Origin of the sequence: Desulfovibrio sp. 86, from assembly GCF_902702915.1 — a bacterium.
GTDB lineage: Bacteria > Desulfobacterota > Desulfovibrionia > Desulfovibrionales > Desulfovibrionaceae > Desulfovibrio.
The window spans coordinates 121,813-137,303 of record NZ_LR738849.1; the positions used below are offsets into that span (position 1 = coordinate 121,813).

General features: G+C 60.0%; 9 protein-coding genes. All 9 read left to right on the forward strand.

Annotated features, from left to right (window positions below):
* Nucleotides 1-59 precede the first annotated feature (59 nt).
* The 9 genes from DESU86_RS00475 to DESU86_RS00515 all read left to right on the forward strand — a co-directional run bounded on the left by DESU86_RS00475 (nucleotide 60) and on the right by DESU86_RS00515 (nucleotide 15,479).
* Nucleotides 60-1,265, forward strand: a complete 1,206-nt coding sequence (locus DESU86_RS00475) for a S1 family peptidase (protein ID WP_179979257.1) — start codon at nucleotides 60-62, stop codon at nucleotides 1,263-1,265.
* Complete coding sequence (locus DESU86_RS00480; protein WP_179979258.1) at nucleotides 1,262-2,605, forward strand: SrfA family protein; 1,344 nt, start codon at nucleotides 1,262-1,264, stop codon at nucleotides 2,603-2,605. Before DESU86_RS00475 ends, DESU86_RS00480 begins: the two co-directional genes overlap by 4 nt.
* Nucleotides 2,606-2,608: 3 nt before the next feature.
* A complete protein-coding gene (locus DESU86_RS00485) occupies nucleotides 2,609-5,716 on the forward strand; it encodes a virulence factor SrfB (protein WP_179979259.1) in 3,108 nt (1,035 codons plus the stop codon).
* Nucleotides 5,717-5,728: 12 nt separating this feature from the next.
* Nucleotides 5,729-8,356 carry a putative virulence factor gene (locus DESU86_RS00490; RefSeq protein ID WP_179979260.1) on the forward strand — a complete coding sequence of 876 codons (2,628 nt, stop codon included), beginning with the start codon at nucleotides 5,729-5,731 and terminating at the stop codon, nucleotides 8,354-8,356.
* Between the two features lie 2 nt (nucleotides 8,357-8,358).
* Nucleotides 8,359-9,435: a sel1 repeat family protein gene (locus DESU86_RS00495; RefSeq protein ID WP_179979261.1), complete on the forward strand. Its 1,077-nt coding sequence runs from the start codon at nucleotides 8,359-8,361 to the stop codon at nucleotides 9,433-9,435.
* A gap of 26 nt (nucleotides 9,436-9,461) precedes the next feature.
* Complete coding sequence (locus tag DESU86_RS00500) at nucleotides 9,462-11,465, forward strand: vWA domain-containing protein (RefSeq protein WP_232088204.1); 2,004 nt, start codon at nucleotides 9,462-9,464, stop codon at nucleotides 11,463-11,465.
* A gap of 159 nt (nucleotides 11,466-11,624) precedes the next feature.
* A complete protein-coding gene (locus tag DESU86_RS00505; RefSeq protein ID WP_179979262.1) occupies nucleotides 11,625-12,503 on the forward strand; it encodes an ATP-binding cassette domain-containing protein in 879 nt (292 codons plus the stop codon).
* On the forward strand, nucleotides 12,500-13,783 hold the full coding sequence (locus DESU86_RS00510) for an FtsX-like permease family protein (protein ID WP_197957523.1): 1,284 nt from the start codon (nucleotides 12,500-12,502) through the stop codon (nucleotides 13,781-13,783). The genes DESU86_RS00505 and DESU86_RS00510 overlap by 4 nt, the downstream gene beginning before the upstream one ends.
* Nucleotides 13,773-15,479, forward strand: coding sequence for a formylglycine-generating enzyme family protein (locus DESU86_RS00515; protein ID WP_232088205.1), 1,707 nt, complete (start codon nucleotides 13,773-13,775; stop codon nucleotides 15,477-15,479). The genes DESU86_RS00510 and DESU86_RS00515 overlap by 11 nt, the downstream gene beginning before the upstream one ends.
* Nucleotides 15,480-15,491: the final 12 nt, after the last annotated feature.

Consider the following 15,491-nt stretch of genomic DNA (forward strand, 5'->3'; position numbering starts at 1 on the left):
TGCCCTTTTTCGGGCAGGGCGCGCGAACATTTTTTGCGGCTGTGCGCCGCGGAGTCACCATGAGTCAAACGCCCAGTCCCGCTGCCCCGGAGCAGGAAAAGCACAACGGAACGCTGCCAGCCTCCGTAGTGCCCTGGTATCGCCGTCCCCTGTTTTGGGGACTGTTGTTCTTTTTGGCCCTCCTGCTTCTGGCCGCCTGGCTTTTCTGGAAAGAATGGCAGACGGCGGAGAACCTTAAAGGACAAATAGCGTCCGAAACCGCCGCGTTGCAAAAGCAGAACCAGGCCCGTGAAGATTTTCTCGCGCGCTTGCGTCAGCTTCTTAAAGAAGAACCCTGCGAAGTGCAGCGCAAGCTGCCCCTTGTCTCGCCACCGCCAGGCATCGCTTGGCCTCCTCTGGCCAATGACGCGGCAAGATCTGGCGGCGTTCTGCCTGAAGCCTCCGAACCGGCCGCACGCCCCACCCCCGCAAGCCCGCAGGCTTCGCAGCCTGCCAAGACGCCGCAGGGCTTTGCCGCCCTTATGGAGCAGGCAACTGTTCTTGTGCTGGCCTTGCGTGAAGAAGGACTGTCAATGGGTTCCGGCTTTTTTGTGTCTCCGGGGCATGTGGTGACCAATGCGCATGTGGTCGGGTCTGCGCAAAAAGCGGTTGTGGTCAACAAGGCCACAGGCGCTCCCCTTTCTGCCCGCGTCCTGAGAGCCGTGCAAAGCAATGGCCGTGATTTTGCCCTGCTGGAGGTTGAGGGCGGGCCTGCCATCACGCCTCTGACGCTGTCCACTGACGTCTGGCGTACGGAAAGAGTCAGCGCATGGGGTTTTCCGGGCGCAGTGACCAACGACGATCCCCAGTTTTCGGCCCTGCTCAAAGGCAACGCTGCGGCGGCCCCCGAAGTGGTATACACCGACGGCGTGGTCAGCGTCATTCTTGAACGCAAGCCAGCCCTTATCGTCCATACGGCGACGGTTTCCCAGGGCAACAGCGGCGGCCCGCTTGTAAATGACAAGGGCGAGGTTGTGGGCATCAATACCTTCATCAAGCTGGACGACGAGTCCTACAGGCAGTCCAGCCTGGCCATTGTAAGCGCCAGTCTGGCAGAATTTTTGAAGGCAGCCGGAGTGCCCGTCACCATGGCTGCGCCGTCTGGCCCGGATCAGGGGGCATCACAACCGGCCGTCCAAACCGATGGGGCAAAGCCCGCGCAAAAGTCCGATCAGGCGCAAACTTCGTCTGACGGGGTCAAGGGCGCGCAAGGAGGCAAGCCATGAGCATACGCATAGCCGTAAGCCAGCGCGGGCCCATGCGGGCGCTTGCCAGCCAGGGAATCCTGGCCACTGACTGCCACGCCCAGCTCAAGGCCATTTTGCTGCAAAAACTGGGACCGGAACACGCGGCCCTGCTGGCCGAGCCACAGCACGATGCCGACGGCAATACGGTAGACTGGTACGCCGAGGGACAGGGGCAGGCGACCCCCCTCAAAGACCTTACGGATACCGAAGCCAATGCCCTTCGCCTCAAGGCTGCGGCCCTTGCCCGGGACATCGCCGCCCTGGCGCAGAATCTTACCGCCGATGTCCAGGCCCGACAGGCCCTTTCTGGGCAGTTGCTGCAACAGGCATTGCAGCATCCCTCGGATGAAGACGTCTGGTCTGTGAACGGCCAGCCTGTGCTGATCAACTGGGGTTTTGCCCCTGGCAGCCCCGGAGCCCAGCCCCAGGACCTGACGCGACTTGGCGCTGCGCTTCCGCCTCCGCCACCTGCGGCCCCGGTCATTCCGGTCGCTGCCCCTGCGAGGGGCGGCTGCCTGCCCTGGCTGCTGCCGCTATTGCTGCTTTTACTTTTGCTCTGGCTTCTGGGCGCGGCGCTCGGTTTTCTGCCTTCTCCCCTGCCTGCGGGCTGCATGCCGGTGGACCGCCAGAAACTCGCTGCTGAAGAGCAGCGTGCCGCCTCTCTGGATGACGAACTGGCCCTTTTGTGGAATCAGCTTCAGGATCGGGCCGCGCTGTGCAAGCCCGTGAAACCTGTGATTCCCCCGGTGGAGGAAAAGAAGCCCGAACCGGTGGAACCTGCGCCGGAACCGGAAATGGTGGAGCCTTTCCTTGGTGAGACCCCGGTGGCTCCGCCGCAGCCCGAAAAGCCCAAGGAACAGCCCAAACAGCAAAAGCCGGAGCCCAAGCCCGAGCCCAAGCCAGTTGAGCCGCCCAAGGAGCCGGAAAAGCCCAAGAAAAAGAATGAAGATTTGACCATTCCCGAGGACGCGGCCAAAAAGAACGATCTGAGCTTCCTTGAAGGCTGCTGGACCAGCGAGACGGGTCTGTATTCCCATCCTTCCAATGAGCCCATCATTGCGGAGTACTGCTTTGACAAAAAGGGCAGCGGCCGCCGTTTTGTGCGAGAGCGCAACGGTCAGGTGTGCAGCGGCCCCGCCTCGGCCCGCTTCCAGGGCAACAGGCTGAATTTTGAATCCGGACAGGCCAAATGTCCTCGCGGCGGCGTCTATGTTCCCCAGAAGGTGGAATGCACCGGCAGCGAAAACACCACGCAGTGCAAAGGCAGAGAGCAAGGCGCGGGCAACAACAAGTGGGACGCCCGCTTCAGAAGGAAATAAGCAATGAATGGCATACCGAGCTACCTTTCCCCTGTAAGCATCATTCCCGGGGGCTGCCCGCAGTTTCTGGACTTTTCCCTGCGTGAGGAGTCCATCCGTCGGCTGCGGCGGTATTTTCGGGAAGAAAAAAAGAATCAGGGCGATCCCGACGGGCGCTATACCCACTATCTGCGCTGCCTGGCCGAGACGGAAAACGGATTTATCGACCAGCTGACGGGCCAGCCCTGCGATGAGGACTACAGCGTTGAAGCCCGCCGCGCCGTGACCGCATGGGACGGCCACTGGTTGCCCATTCCCTTTCTGCGTACCCTTGACCAGGCATGGCCTGACGGCGGCAAGCGCTTTGAATGCGGGCCGTCCAACTGGGCACGTGCGCGCGTCATGCAGTCCGAACGGCACCCGGATCAGTTGCGCGTCGTTCTGGCCTTTGACACCAACGTGGAGCGACGTCCGGCCGAAGGGGATCGCTATCACGCCCTGTCGCCTCAGGACGTGGCCGCCCACGGGCATTTTATGCTGGCCCATCTTGTTCGTGACAATTCATGGTTTCTCAATGAAGCCTGGGTTGACGAATGGCTCTGTGGCATCTTCGACCTCTGGCGGCAGTCGCAGCACCGGGGCCGGGGTTCCTGGAAGGACGACACTCCCTATGTGCTCGAACATCTCGCCAACTATCTCACCTGGCTGGATGTGGTCCGCATGGCCCTCAACGATCTTGCGGCGCAGGTCATCAACCCTGACCGCGATACGCCCGTGGATGTGGACCTTGTGCTCGACATCGGCAATTCACGCACCACGGGCATACTTGTGGAAACCCTGCCGCAGCGTGTGACCAACCTCAACGACAGCTATCTTCTGGAATTGCGCGACCTGAGTAATCCGGAAAACATTTATTCCGAACCCTTTGAAACAAGGGTGGAATTTGTGGATGCTGCCTTTGGCAACGATGCTCTTTCTCGACGTTCCGGCAGGCAGGCCCCGGCTTTTGCATGGCCGTCCGCCGTGCGCATCGGCCCCGAGGCCGCGCGTCTGGCGACCCAGGCCGTCTGCGCCGAGGGCACCACGGGCATGTCCAGCCCCAAGCGCTACCTGTGGGACGAGCGCCCCTGGCAGCAAAGCTGGCGCTACAATACCGGCGGCAAGGCTGAACCCATGGTCAGTCGCGGGCTTTTTCCACGGCAGCTCAATCCCTTGGGCACGCCGCTGGCCTGCTTTGACGATCCGCTGTTCAAAAAAAGTCCTGCCCTGCAAAAACAGCAGGCTGAACCCATTTTTGAATCCCTGTTCACGCGCTCGTCGCTCATGCTCTTCATGCTGGGCGAAATTCTCACTCAGGCCCTTGTGACCATAAACTCCCCCGCAACCAGGGCGCGCCGTGAACTGCCCAACCTGCCCCGCCGCTTGCGCAGGCTCATTTTTACCGTGCCCACGGCCATGCCTGTGGCGGAAAAACGGATATTCCGCCGTTGGGTTGTATGGGCTGTGCGCGTCGTCTGGACAGCTTTGGGCTGGGGGCAATGGTACACGCCCAAGGCGCTGGCGCGCGGGCAGAGCGGCGACTACCGCCAGAGCCCGCAAGTGCGCTGTGACTGGGATGAAGCCAGCTGCTCGCAGCTTGTGCTGCTCTATAATGAACTGGCCGTCAAACAGCACGGTGACGCCCACCATCTTTTTCGCCTTTTGGGCAGACCCCGCGCCTCATGCCAGGGGCATCCCTGCGTCCGCATGGCCTCCATTGACATAGGCGGCGGCACGACGGATCTGTCCATAACCACCTATGAACTGGCAAGCGGCGAAGGTGACACGGCGCGCATCGTGCCGCATACGGAATTCAGGGATGGCTTTAACATCGCTGGGGACGAAGTTCTGCGCGAAGTGGTGGCCAACCATGTAATCCCCGCCATAGGGCAGGCCCTTGTGCAACAGGGGCTGGCCGAGCCCCGCGCCCTGCTTGGGCAACTTTTCGGGCGAGACTCCATCGGCATGTCGCAGGAAGACCGCAACACGCGCGTCCGCCTGGTACGGCAGATTGCCGTGCCTGTGGCCCTGGGCCTGCTGGCCGCCTGCGAAAATCCCGACATCCGCCATGCCAGCTACACCTGCGCCATACGGGATTTTTTTGAACCCGACCCTCTGGAATCTGCCAGTGACGCTCCTGGTGCGGGCGGCAACGGGGCTGGCCCGGGTTTTGAACCCGCGACCCTTGCCCCCCGTCCGCAGCCAGCCATTCTGAAAGCGGTGGAAAATATGGTGCGCAGGGGAGCCCCCCTCATCCAGGACTTTAACATTCTGAATGTCCCCATTACGGTCAGCCCGGCTGCCGTGGACGTGACCATACGTTCCACCCTGGGGCCCACGCTGTCTGCCCTGTGCGAGGTTGTGCACATGTACGACTGCGACGTTTTGCTGCTCACGGGGCGGCCAAGCGCCTGGAACGGCGTGGTTGCGTCCGTCCTGGCCAAACTGCCCGTTCCCCCGGACAGGATAATCCCCATGCGCAGTTACCACGCCGGATCGTGGTATCCCTTTGCCGACGCGCAGGGCCGCATCACCGACCCCAAGACCACGGTGGTTGTGGGGGCCATTCTTTGCGCCCTGGCAGACGGACATCTTGAGGGCTTCTCCTTTGACACCGGGGCGTTGCATCTTACCTCAACGGCCCGCTACATCGGCGAGATGGACATCAACAGCCAGCTCAAAAAACCCAAGGTCTGGTTTACCGTTGATGTGGACAGCAATGAGGGCACCGAGCAGACACGCAAAGTTGCCTTCAGCGGCCCCTTGTCCATCGGGTACAGGCAGCTGGATGCCGAACGCTGGCCCACCACCCGCTATCATCTGCTGGCCTTTGCCAATGAGGACGCGCGCGCCAGAGCTTCTGGCCGTCTGCCCTATGAAGTGGAAGTTCGCCTCACCGTTGATGATGTGTGGGATGATGCCCCTCGAACGGATGATGAAAAAGACCGCAGCGAGGGCGAATTCAGCATCATTTCCATTGTGGATAATCAAGGCCGTGGCGTTGACAGGCGTGATCTCGAGATCCGCCTGCAGACGCTGAAACTGGATGAAGGCTACTGGCTGGACACAGGCATTGTGACTGATGCCGGTTAAGTGAGGCAATATATGGTTATGCAGCAAGATATGGACCTCGCCCGGCAATGTCGCCAGCTGGCGGATACCGCCCGCAAGGCCGGAACCTGGCTTCAGGATAATGCCGACATGGTGGGCGGCGAAAAAGCATCCCTGCTCAAGGATATGCGCCACGCGGGCCGTTTTTTCAGCAAATGCAGCCAGGCTGCGGAACGCAAGATGTGCGCGGGCGTCTTCGGGCCCAGCCAGTCGGGAAAATCCTACCTTATCTCCGCTCTGGCAAGCGACGCCAACGGGGTTTTGCTGGCCGACTTTTGCGGTGAAAGTCAGGATTTTCTCAAAAAAATCAATCCTGAAGGCGGCAAGGAATCCACTGGGCTTGTGACGCGCTTTACCACAACACAGCCAGAAGGCCTCACGCCGGAGTTTCCCATTCGCCTGCGCCTGCTGTCTGAAACGGACGTGGCCCGCGTGCTGGCCAATACCTACTACGCCGACTGCGACCATCAGGACGCCCCCAGTGCCGAGGCTCTGGTAAAAACCCTTGACCAGCTGGAAGCAAGCGCTCCCGCCGCGCCCGTTGAAGGCAGCCTGGACGTTGACGATGTTGAAGACCTGCGCGACTACGTGAACAAGAACTTCAGTTCCCGGCCGCGCGTGCAGATGCTTCAGAACGGCTACTGGGCACGGGCTGCGGCTCTGGCGCCACGCCTGGGCCTCGAAGGGCGCGCCCGTCTGTTCGGCCTTGTGTGGGACGAAGTTGACGAGTTTCAGTCAGTCTATCTGCAATTGTGCGGCGCGCTGCACAGCCTTGGCAGGGCCGCCGAAGTGAACTGCCCACTTGATGCCCTCATTCCGCGTGAGCGCAGCATCATTGACGTGGAACGCCTGCAAGGCCTGAAACACCCGACGGACGACTCCCTGCCGATTCTTGCTCCCGGCGGCGTCAAGGTCAATTTGCCAAGAGCCGTGATCACGGCCCTGACGGCAGAAATCACCATCTTCATGCGTGAAAAGCCCGATGACTTTTTTGACCACACAGACCTGCTGGACTTCCCCGGCTACCGCTCGCGCTACAAGTTCACTGATCTGCGCGCGGCGCTGGACAGCAAGGAAGAAATGCTCAAGGAGCTTTTTCTGCGCGGCAAGGTGGCCTATCTTTTCGAGCGCTACCGCGAAGAAAAAGAACTGACCAGCATGCTTCTTTGCATTGCGCCCGGCCCGCAGGAAGTTCATGACCTGCCCCACGCCGTTTATGAGTGGATTTGCTCCACGCACGGCGAAAAACCCTCAAGCCGCGCGGGCAAAGCTCCTGCCCTGTTCTTTGTGCTGACAAAGATGGATATGGAGTTTGAAAAAAAGAAGGGCTCGCCCTCTGTGGAAACACGCTGGACCACCCGTCTTGAATCTTCACTGGTCAAGTTTTTCGGCCAGGTGCACGACTGGGTTGATAACTGGGACGGCATCCACCCCTTCAACAACGTCTTTTTGCTGCGTAACCCCAACTTCACCTGCGAAGCCATTTTTGATTACGACGGCGGGCGTGAAACAGGGGTGCGTCAGGATCAACTGGCTTTTGTGGAAGAGGTTCGCCAGTCTTTCTTGCAGTCCCCCCTGGTACAGCGACACGTGGCCTCGCCCGACAAGGTGTGGCAGGCGGCCATGACGCTCAATGACGGCGGCGTCAGCCTGTTGCGCGACTGTCTGCGCCCCCTTTGCAATCCGGAACTGAAACGCCAGCAGATCCGCGTAAGCCTTGACGAAAGAAAAGAGCAGATCGTTACGCGCCTTTCCCCATTTTACCGCACGGACGATCGTGAGGAGTTACGCCGCCAGAAGGAGCAGCTTTCGCGCAGCTTTGTGACGCTTCTGGCCAAATTGGCCGAAAAACAGCTTTTTGGCGAGTTTCTGCGCCGCTTGCAGGTGCGTGACTACGATCTTTACGAACTGTGCCTCAATGCCCGCCAAATACCGGAACAGGGCCAGACCGCAGCAAGTCTGCAAGTGGTGGGAACCCGCGTTTCGGCTGACGACATTCTGGGTGACATCTTCGGCGAAAGCACGGAGAGCGCTCCCCCGGCACAGGAAAATGACGAAGCACAGGCCAGAGATATGGCTGGCGTGTTCGCGTCGCTCGTCATGGAGCACTGGATAGGCCATCTGCGTGATCTTGGCGTTTCTGGCGAAGCACGCGCCCAGCTTGGCTTGCCGGCACTGGAACTTGACCAGCTGTGCCATGAAATCATACTGGCCGCTTCACGGTGCCGCTTGCGCGAAAATCTTGAGGACAGCCTGCGGCGCAGCATGTCCTACAGCAATATCGCCCGTGAACGCCTGATCTGGAAGCAGGTCAGCCTTGCCGCCGACGCCATTAACGCCTTTGTGGACTGGCTGGGTTTTGACCCCCGCTTCAAAAACCAGAGCCAGCGCACCATTCTTTTTGGCGGCAAAAGCGTCAGCCTGTTTGATCCCCCGCCGGTTATCTCCGGCGAGCCGCACATAGCCGAACAGGAAGCCCCGTACGATCGTTTCTGGTATACGGACTGGCTGCGCGCCCTGGCCTACAGCATCATGGCCAATGTGGATTTTGACGGCCAACAGACTCTTGACCCTGAACAAAACAACCGCCTGCGTGATATTTTGCAGGCTTTCAAGGGATAACTATGCGCGCCAGCATCGCAGTGGACCCCGTACGTGGCCCCGGCTACGGCATTATTGAATTTGAAGGTGTGGGCGAGATGTCTTCGCCCGTGTTTGTGCTGCAACGGGCTTCGGATGGAAAATGCCTCTCGTCCGGCGGCTGGCAGGAAAGTGAAAGCGCTGTCACCCCCCAGGACTGGAGCGCCGTTGATGGCAGCCTTCGTCTTAATGTGGGCCCTGAAGTCGTCGATGAACTGGACAGTCTGGACGCCTACCGCATCACCCTGCCCGGCTACGGGGCCTGTGCCATGAGCGTGGGCAAGATCATGTATTCCCATATCAGTGGCGGCCAGGGCATGGCTGGCGGCTACCGCGCGCCTGAAGCGCCGGCAACCCGCCCCGACCCCGAGCCTGACCCCATGCCGGTGACGCCCCCCGAAGAAGCCCCCGCGCCAGACCCGGAACCCATCCCCGCACAGACCGAACCGCCTCTGCAAATGGCGGAAAACTCAGTGCCCTCGGACGGTGGTTCAGGAAAGCGCATGGCGCTCATTGCGGCCATTGTTCTTCTGCTCTGCGCGGGATTCGCCCTCTGGTGGTTTATGCTGCGCACACCTGAAACCCCGCCCTTGCCCGCAGCGCCGGAGCCGCAGAGTTCTTCCGCCGCACCCGCCACGCCAGCGCCTCAGGGAGCCAACGGCGGCGCGGCGGAAAAATCGCCACTGGCCAGCGCCCGCGAGCAACTGCGTGGCGAGGCTCTGCCCGATGTCAGTCTGGCCATGGCCAAGCCCATGCGCAAGATGGACGCCAGCCCCGAAGAATGTGACGCCGCCTTCCTGCTTCTGGAAGACGCGGCGCAAAAAGGCAATGCCGAAGCCATGTTCCTTGTGGGGCAGTACTATGATCCCACGGCAACGCTGCCCAGAGGCAGCATCCCGTTGGATATGACCCAGGCAAAACGCTGGTATGACGAAGCCCTGCAAAAGGGGCAGGACAAGGCGCAGGCGCAAAGTTCCCTGGACAAGCTCAAGGAATACGCCAAGGCTGAAGAGGCCAAGGGCAACGCCGAAGCGCGCGCCTTGCTGCAAACGTGGAAATAACGTCCAAGTGATTGTGAGGATATATCATGCGCCCTGCCCTGACTCCATATACCCTGCGTGCCCCGTTCATCCTGCTTGCCTGCGCGCTGACCGTGCTGTTTGCAGTGGGAACGGGCGTGGTCTGCAGCACGTCCGCCGCTCAGGCTGCGCCCCTGCTGCTTGAAGGCAAAAAAACGCTTTTTCAGCGGGTAGTCAGCCACCCTGGAGCGCGCCTTCTGGCGACCCCCGGTACGGACGCTGCCGTGGTGAAAGAAAGCGTGACGCCGTTTACCGTGTTTTACGTGTACGCTCGCACCAACGGCTGGATTCAGGTGGGCACGGGCACGGCTTCTGCCGAGGGCTGGCTTGAGGCAGCGAAAGCCACAGAGTGGAACCAGTCCCTCACCCTGCTCTTCACGCCGCGAACAGGCCGCGAGCCTGTGCTGTTTTTTAACACGGAAAAAGCCTTGAATGATATCTGCGCGGCTCCTGATATGGACGCCCGTCTGGACAAGCTCGGCGCCGAGGCCTCCACACTGTTGCAAGGCGGCAAGACGCCCCCCGCCGATTTTCCCGTGCTGGCAAGCGAACCCGCTGACGCAGCCGGGGCCGTGTCGGAAAAACGCTTTTATCTCATGCCCATTCTCGACATGAAGGATCCCTTTGACGGCGTGAAATTTCTGCGGGTGGCCTCCATTGACCCCGGCAGTCTTGGCAACGGTCAGGACGGCAAGGGCGGTCCGCCAAAAACAGGCATTGCCCTTGTCATTGACACCACCATTTCAATGAAGCCCTATATCGATCAAAGCCTTAATGTTGTCAGGCAGATATATGACAAGATCGAGCAGGACAAGCTGGAAGACAACGTGGGCTTTGCTGTGGTGGCGTTTCGCAACAGCACAACGGCCACGCCCGGCCTGGGGTATGTATCTGAAGTGGTGAGTGACTTTGCCACGGCAAAAGACCGTAAAAACCTTGAAGAAAAACTGGGTAAGGTTCAGGAAGCCACGGTTTCAAGCCACGACTTCAACGAAGACTCTCTGGCGGGCGTCTATAAGGCTGTGGAGTCGCTCAACTGGAGCGGCTATTCCTCACGCCTCATTCTGCTCATCACCGACGCGGGCCCCCTCAAAAGCACAGACAAATATGCTTCCGTGAGCATGGGGCCCAACGAACTCAATGACTTTGCGCGGCAAAAAGGCATCTGGATAACGGTACTGCATATTAAAAGCCCTGGCGGGGCAAAAAACCATGCCTATGCCGAACAGAGCTATCGCGCTCTGAGCAAGCTTTCGGGCAACCGCTCCAACTATCAGGTTGTGGCCGCACCCACGGCCGCCGCTGGGGCCAAACAGTTTGCGGAAGTCGCCAAGGTTCTGGCCACAGGCATGGTTGACATGGTCAAAAATACTGCTGCGGGCAAGATCATGACCAAACCCAAGGACGAAAAACCGCAAAAACTCACTGCCGAAGAAGAGGCCGCGCGTCTTGCCGCAACGCTCGGATACGCCATGCAACTGGAATATCTTGGCAGGGCGCATGAAAATCAGGCCCCCAGCGTCGTCAGTTCCTGGATCGCAGATATGGACCTCAAGCGGCTTGCCAAAAGCGAGCAAAGCCCCAGTGTTGAGGTTGCCGTACTGTTGACCAAAAACCAGCTCAACGACCTCAGCGCCCAGATAAAGGCCATCATCGACAGCGGCGAGCGCACCAAGAAAACGGATTCCCGCGACTTCTTCCAGGGGGTGCTTTCCGCATCAACCCGCATGGCGCGCGATCCCAACATGCCCACGCAGGGCAAGAACCTTGCGGAACTGGGCGTTCTGGCCGAGTTTCTTGACGGTCTGCCCTACAAAAGCGACATCATGCTTCTGCGTGAAGAAGACTGGTACCGCATGAGCGTGGGGGAGCAAACGGCCTTCATCAATCGCCTCAAGTCCCGCCTTGCCCGGTATGAAGAATATGACCGCGACAGGGCCAACTGGGAAAGCTTCGGGCAGTCCAACCCCGGCGACTGGGTATACCGTGTGCCCCTGAGCATGCTGCCCTAGAGCAGATTAACTTTGAAATGCAACACATTTCAAAGTTTTCATTCAGCCGAAAAATGTAATTTTCGGCTGAATCCACGCCACGTTGTGGCGCGCTGCACTTTCGTGCAGCCTTAGAGCATTTACACTTTTTCAAAGTTAAAATGCCCTAAAAGGATCGGCATGAATGACCTGGTTTTTTCATTACGCAATGTGGGTAAAAGCCGTCCCGGCGCGGATGGCTTTCGCCTGCATATAGACGGCCTTGATGTTGTCCGTGGCAGCCTGCAGGCCCTAGTGGGGCCAAGCGGCTGCGGCAAGAGCACCGCGCTGGATCTGCTGGCTGGCATACTGCGCCCCGATGCGGGAGCGACTGAAGGCGCGACGCGGCAGGACACTGTGAAACTGGCGGACACTATGGCGCGGCAGGACAGTACGGAACCTGAGGAAGCGCCTTCACGCCGGGAACGCCGTTTTCTATTCAGCCCCACCCCCAATGCTGCCAACGACATACTGGTAAAGTGGCGTAAAAAAGACCTGAACTCCCTGGCCCGCCTGCGGCAGCGCCATCTTGGCTATGTACAGCAGACAGGCGGCCTGCTGCCCTTTCTGACTGCCCGTGACAACATCATGCTGCGTTGCAGCAGTCTGGGTTGCGTGACAGAACGCAGCCAGCAGATTCAGGGCATCGTGGACGGTCTCGGCATAGGACGCCTGCTTGAGCAATACCCCGCCACCCTTTCCGTGGGTGAGCGCCAGCGGGTCGCCATTGCCGCCGCCCTGGCGCATGCGCCCGAAATGGTGCTTGCGGACGAACCCACGGCGGCCCTTGATCCAGTGCACGCGCGCAATGCCCTGCGGATTTTCGCAAATCTGGCCCAAAAGATGAATATTACCGTGCTTATGGTGACGCACAGTCTTGAAATGGCTGTGGAAGCGGGCTTCAGCCCCATCCGGGTGACGCTCGACCAGGGCGGGGCGGACGCCATATCCCGCATCGATCACAGGATGGATGACAGCCCCGCTGCTCCCGGCTTCGAACTGCAAGGAGAACGGGCATGAGCACCCCAGCCGCTCCTGTGCGCCGCACGAGGACATTGAGGCAGATGCTGCGCCTCTCCTGGCGGGATTACGCCTATGAAAAGCTGCTCTCGGCCTGCGCGATCCTGGGTCTGGCCGCCGTGCTCACCCCCCTGCTGGTTCTCTACGGCGTCAAATTCGGAGTGATGCAAACCCTTACGGACAGGCTGCGCAGCGAACCACGCACCCTGGAAATCTCCCCTGTGGTCAGCGGCCGTTTTTCAATGAAATATCTTGACGAGCTTGCCGCGCATCCTGACGTGGCCTTTGTGCTGCCGCGCACGCGCTCCATTGCCGCCACCATGGATCTTGTGGCAGGCCAGGGCACAGACCGCACAACCCTTGTGGCTTCACTGGAACCGACAGGTCCGGGCGATCCGCTTCTCCAGCGTTATGGGGCGACCGAGCCTGTCATGCCCGAACACCCCGACAAAGAGCCCATTGGCGTGTCCCTGTCAGCCTCGGCTGCGGAAAAGCTTCATGCAGCCATGGGCGACACCATCACAGGCCGTGTGGAGCGCCGCTATGCCGGGCAGATGCAGAGCGTGCGCGTTTCCTTGCGCGTTGTGTCCGTGCTGCCCCTTGCGGCGCAGCAGAAGGATGTGGCCTTCATTCCGCTGCCTCTGCTGGAAGCCACGGAAGACTACCGCGATGGCCGCGCTGTGCCCGAGCTTGGCACAAACAATGGATGGACAGGCGAAGCCCGCCCGCAGGAGGCCCGTTTGTACCCCGGTTTCAGGCTGTACGCCAGGGATCTTGATGCCGTCATGCGCCTGCGTCAGGGATTTGCGCAGCAAAAGCTTGATGTGTACACCCATGCGGAAGAGATTGAGCAGATCAACAGCCTGGCCCGCGCCCTGAATCTTGTTTTTGCCCTCATTTGCGCCGCCACGGCAGCCGGATTTCTGGCCTCCACCACAAGCAGCACCCTGGCCAGCGTCAAACGCAAGGAACGCACGCTCGGCCTGCTGAACCTGGCAGGCTTCACCACTGGTGAGCTCATGTTGCTGCCCCTGACGCAATCCCTGCTTACCGCCCTGTTGGGCACTGCTCTGGCATCGGGTCTGTACACCCTGGCAGCCTTGGCCATAAACCAGCTTTTCAGTTCCAGCCTCAGTGGTATGGAACAGGTCTGCCGCCTGCTGCCGCAACATTTTCTGCTGGCATTCGCCGCCGTGGCAGGACTTGCTCTGGCGGCAGCCCTTGGGCCTGCCTTGCGGGCCGCGCGCATAGAACCTTCGGAGGTTATCCGTGAAGTTTAGGTACTGCCGTCAGGCAAGTCTTTCCCTGTTCAGGCTGGCGCTGCTTTGCAGCCTGTTTTGCCTTATGGCATTGCCGTCTCCGGCCACTGCGGCACTGGCCCGCAAAGGCGAACTCAGCCTGGCGGACGCCACCAATCCCAAACCCGCAGATGACGACATCATACTGCCCATGCCCTGCAACTTGACCATGGCGTTCAAGCTGGTGGCGGTGCCCGCCAAAGGCCTGCTGTGGGACATGCCCATGCGGCCGGGCATTGACGACAGCGCCAATGCCGATCGGGCTTATTATGACCGCCGGTACAACACGGCCCTCTCAGGGGCGTTTTCCCTTGAAGATCTGCCGCCGGACTGGCGCAAACTGGCCCCCAAGGGGCAAAACTATTTTTATTTTGTCGCCAAATACGAGGTTTCCAACCTGCAATGGCAGGCCGTCATGGACAATGCCTGTCCGGCAACGCAGCCTCCCTCGGCCGAAGCCGCAAAACCCGTTACCGACATAAGCTGGTACGCGGCCGTGGACTTTACGCAAAAATACACGGCCTGGCTTTTGCAGAACTCGCCCCAGTCGTTGCCGCACTTTTCAGGCGACAACCGCAACGTGGGTTTTGTGCGCCTGCCCACGGAAACAGAATGGGAGTATGCCGCGCGCGGCGGCCATATGGCAGGCAGCCAGCAGCTTCTGCAGGAAGACTTTTTTGCCTTGCCCGCAGGGGCCAATAAAGAGGACTATGCCGTGTACCGGCCCGAAGGGTCTGCTCGCGTTGAAGACACCGCCAACATCGGGTCACGCAAGCCCAATCCTCTCGGAATTTACGACACCGCTGGCAATGCCGCAGAAATGGTGCTGGACGCCTTTCGCTTTTCGCTGGCTGGCCGCCTGCACGGCTCCGCTGGCGGTTTTGTGCGCAAGGGCGGCTCCTTCCTTTCCGGCGAGGCCGAAATCTTGCCAGGACGCCGTGAAGAAACCCCGTTCTTTATGGCCGATGGTCCCGCGCACGCGCGTGATATGGGTTTTCGCCCTGTCATTTCCGGCATTAATACACCTGGCGGCAGCCGCCCGCAGGAATTGCAGGCAGAATGGAGCAAGGCTGGCGAGTCAATGACCGCTGCTGGCTATGACACGCAGGCCGCGCGCAATCCGCTTGAAGAACTCGACCGCCTGCTTGTGTCCGCCCCCAATGAGGCCGTGAAAAAAAATCTTCAGGAACTGCGCAATACCATTAAAGAAAACAATATCATGCTCGAGCGGCAAAAGCAGCTTGAGGCGCAATCGCTCTTGCGCACCGGCGTGTACATGACTGAAACTATCCGCAATTACTCCAGCAGGCGCAAATCCCTGCAATCCCAGCTTGAGGGCATGCAGCGGGACAGCAAGACGACCAAGGGGGCCGAGCTTGAAAAACTGCGCCAGATAATGGATACTGCCCACAGAGGGCTTGTCATGCTGGATACCAGCCTGGACAAGTCTTTGACCTTTTACCGCAGCAAGGTGGAGGACGGCGCGCAGTTGACGCCGGAAACACTGTCGGCTGCCTATGACTCTCTGAGCAAAGACTTCAGCGGCAGTGACCCCTTCAACGAAAACATGCGGCGCAACCTTGAGTTGTACCGAAAGCATGTGGACTTGTTACGCAAAAACAAGGTGCTGTCGCGTGAGGCCATGCAGAAGGAAATTTTGGAACGTCGCTTTCAGTAGCCAAAGGAGTTT

Coding starts and splice junctions, on each gene's coding strand:
- DESU86_RS00475 (WP_179979257.1), top strand. CDS start 60: ATGAGTCAAACGCCCAGTCCCGCTGCCCCGGAGCAGGAAAAGCACAAC.
- DESU86_RS00480 (WP_179979258.1), top strand. CDS start 1,262: ATGAGCATACGCATAGCCGTAAGCCAGCGCGGGCCCATGCGGGCGCTT.
- DESU86_RS00485 (WP_179979259.1), top strand. CDS start 2,609: ATGAATGGCATACCGAGCTACCTTTCCCCTGTAAGCATCATTCCCGGG.
- DESU86_RS00490 (WP_179979260.1), top strand. CDS start 5,729: ATGGTTATGCAGCAAGATATGGACCTCGCCCGGCAATGTCGCCAGCTG.
- DESU86_RS00495 (WP_179979261.1), top strand. CDS start 8,359: ATGCGCGCCAGCATCGCAGTGGACCCCGTACGTGGCCCCGGCTACGGC.
- DESU86_RS00500 (WP_232088204.1), top strand. CDS start 9,462: ATGCGCCCTGCCCTGACTCCATATACCCTGCGTGCCCCGTTCATCCTG.
- DESU86_RS00505 (WP_179979262.1), top strand. CDS start 11,625: ATGAATGACCTGGTTTTTTCATTACGCAATGTGGGTAAAAGCCGTCCC.
- DESU86_RS00510 (WP_197957523.1), top strand. CDS start 12,500: ATGAGCACCCCAGCCGCTCCTGTGCGCCGCACGAGGACATTGAGGCAG.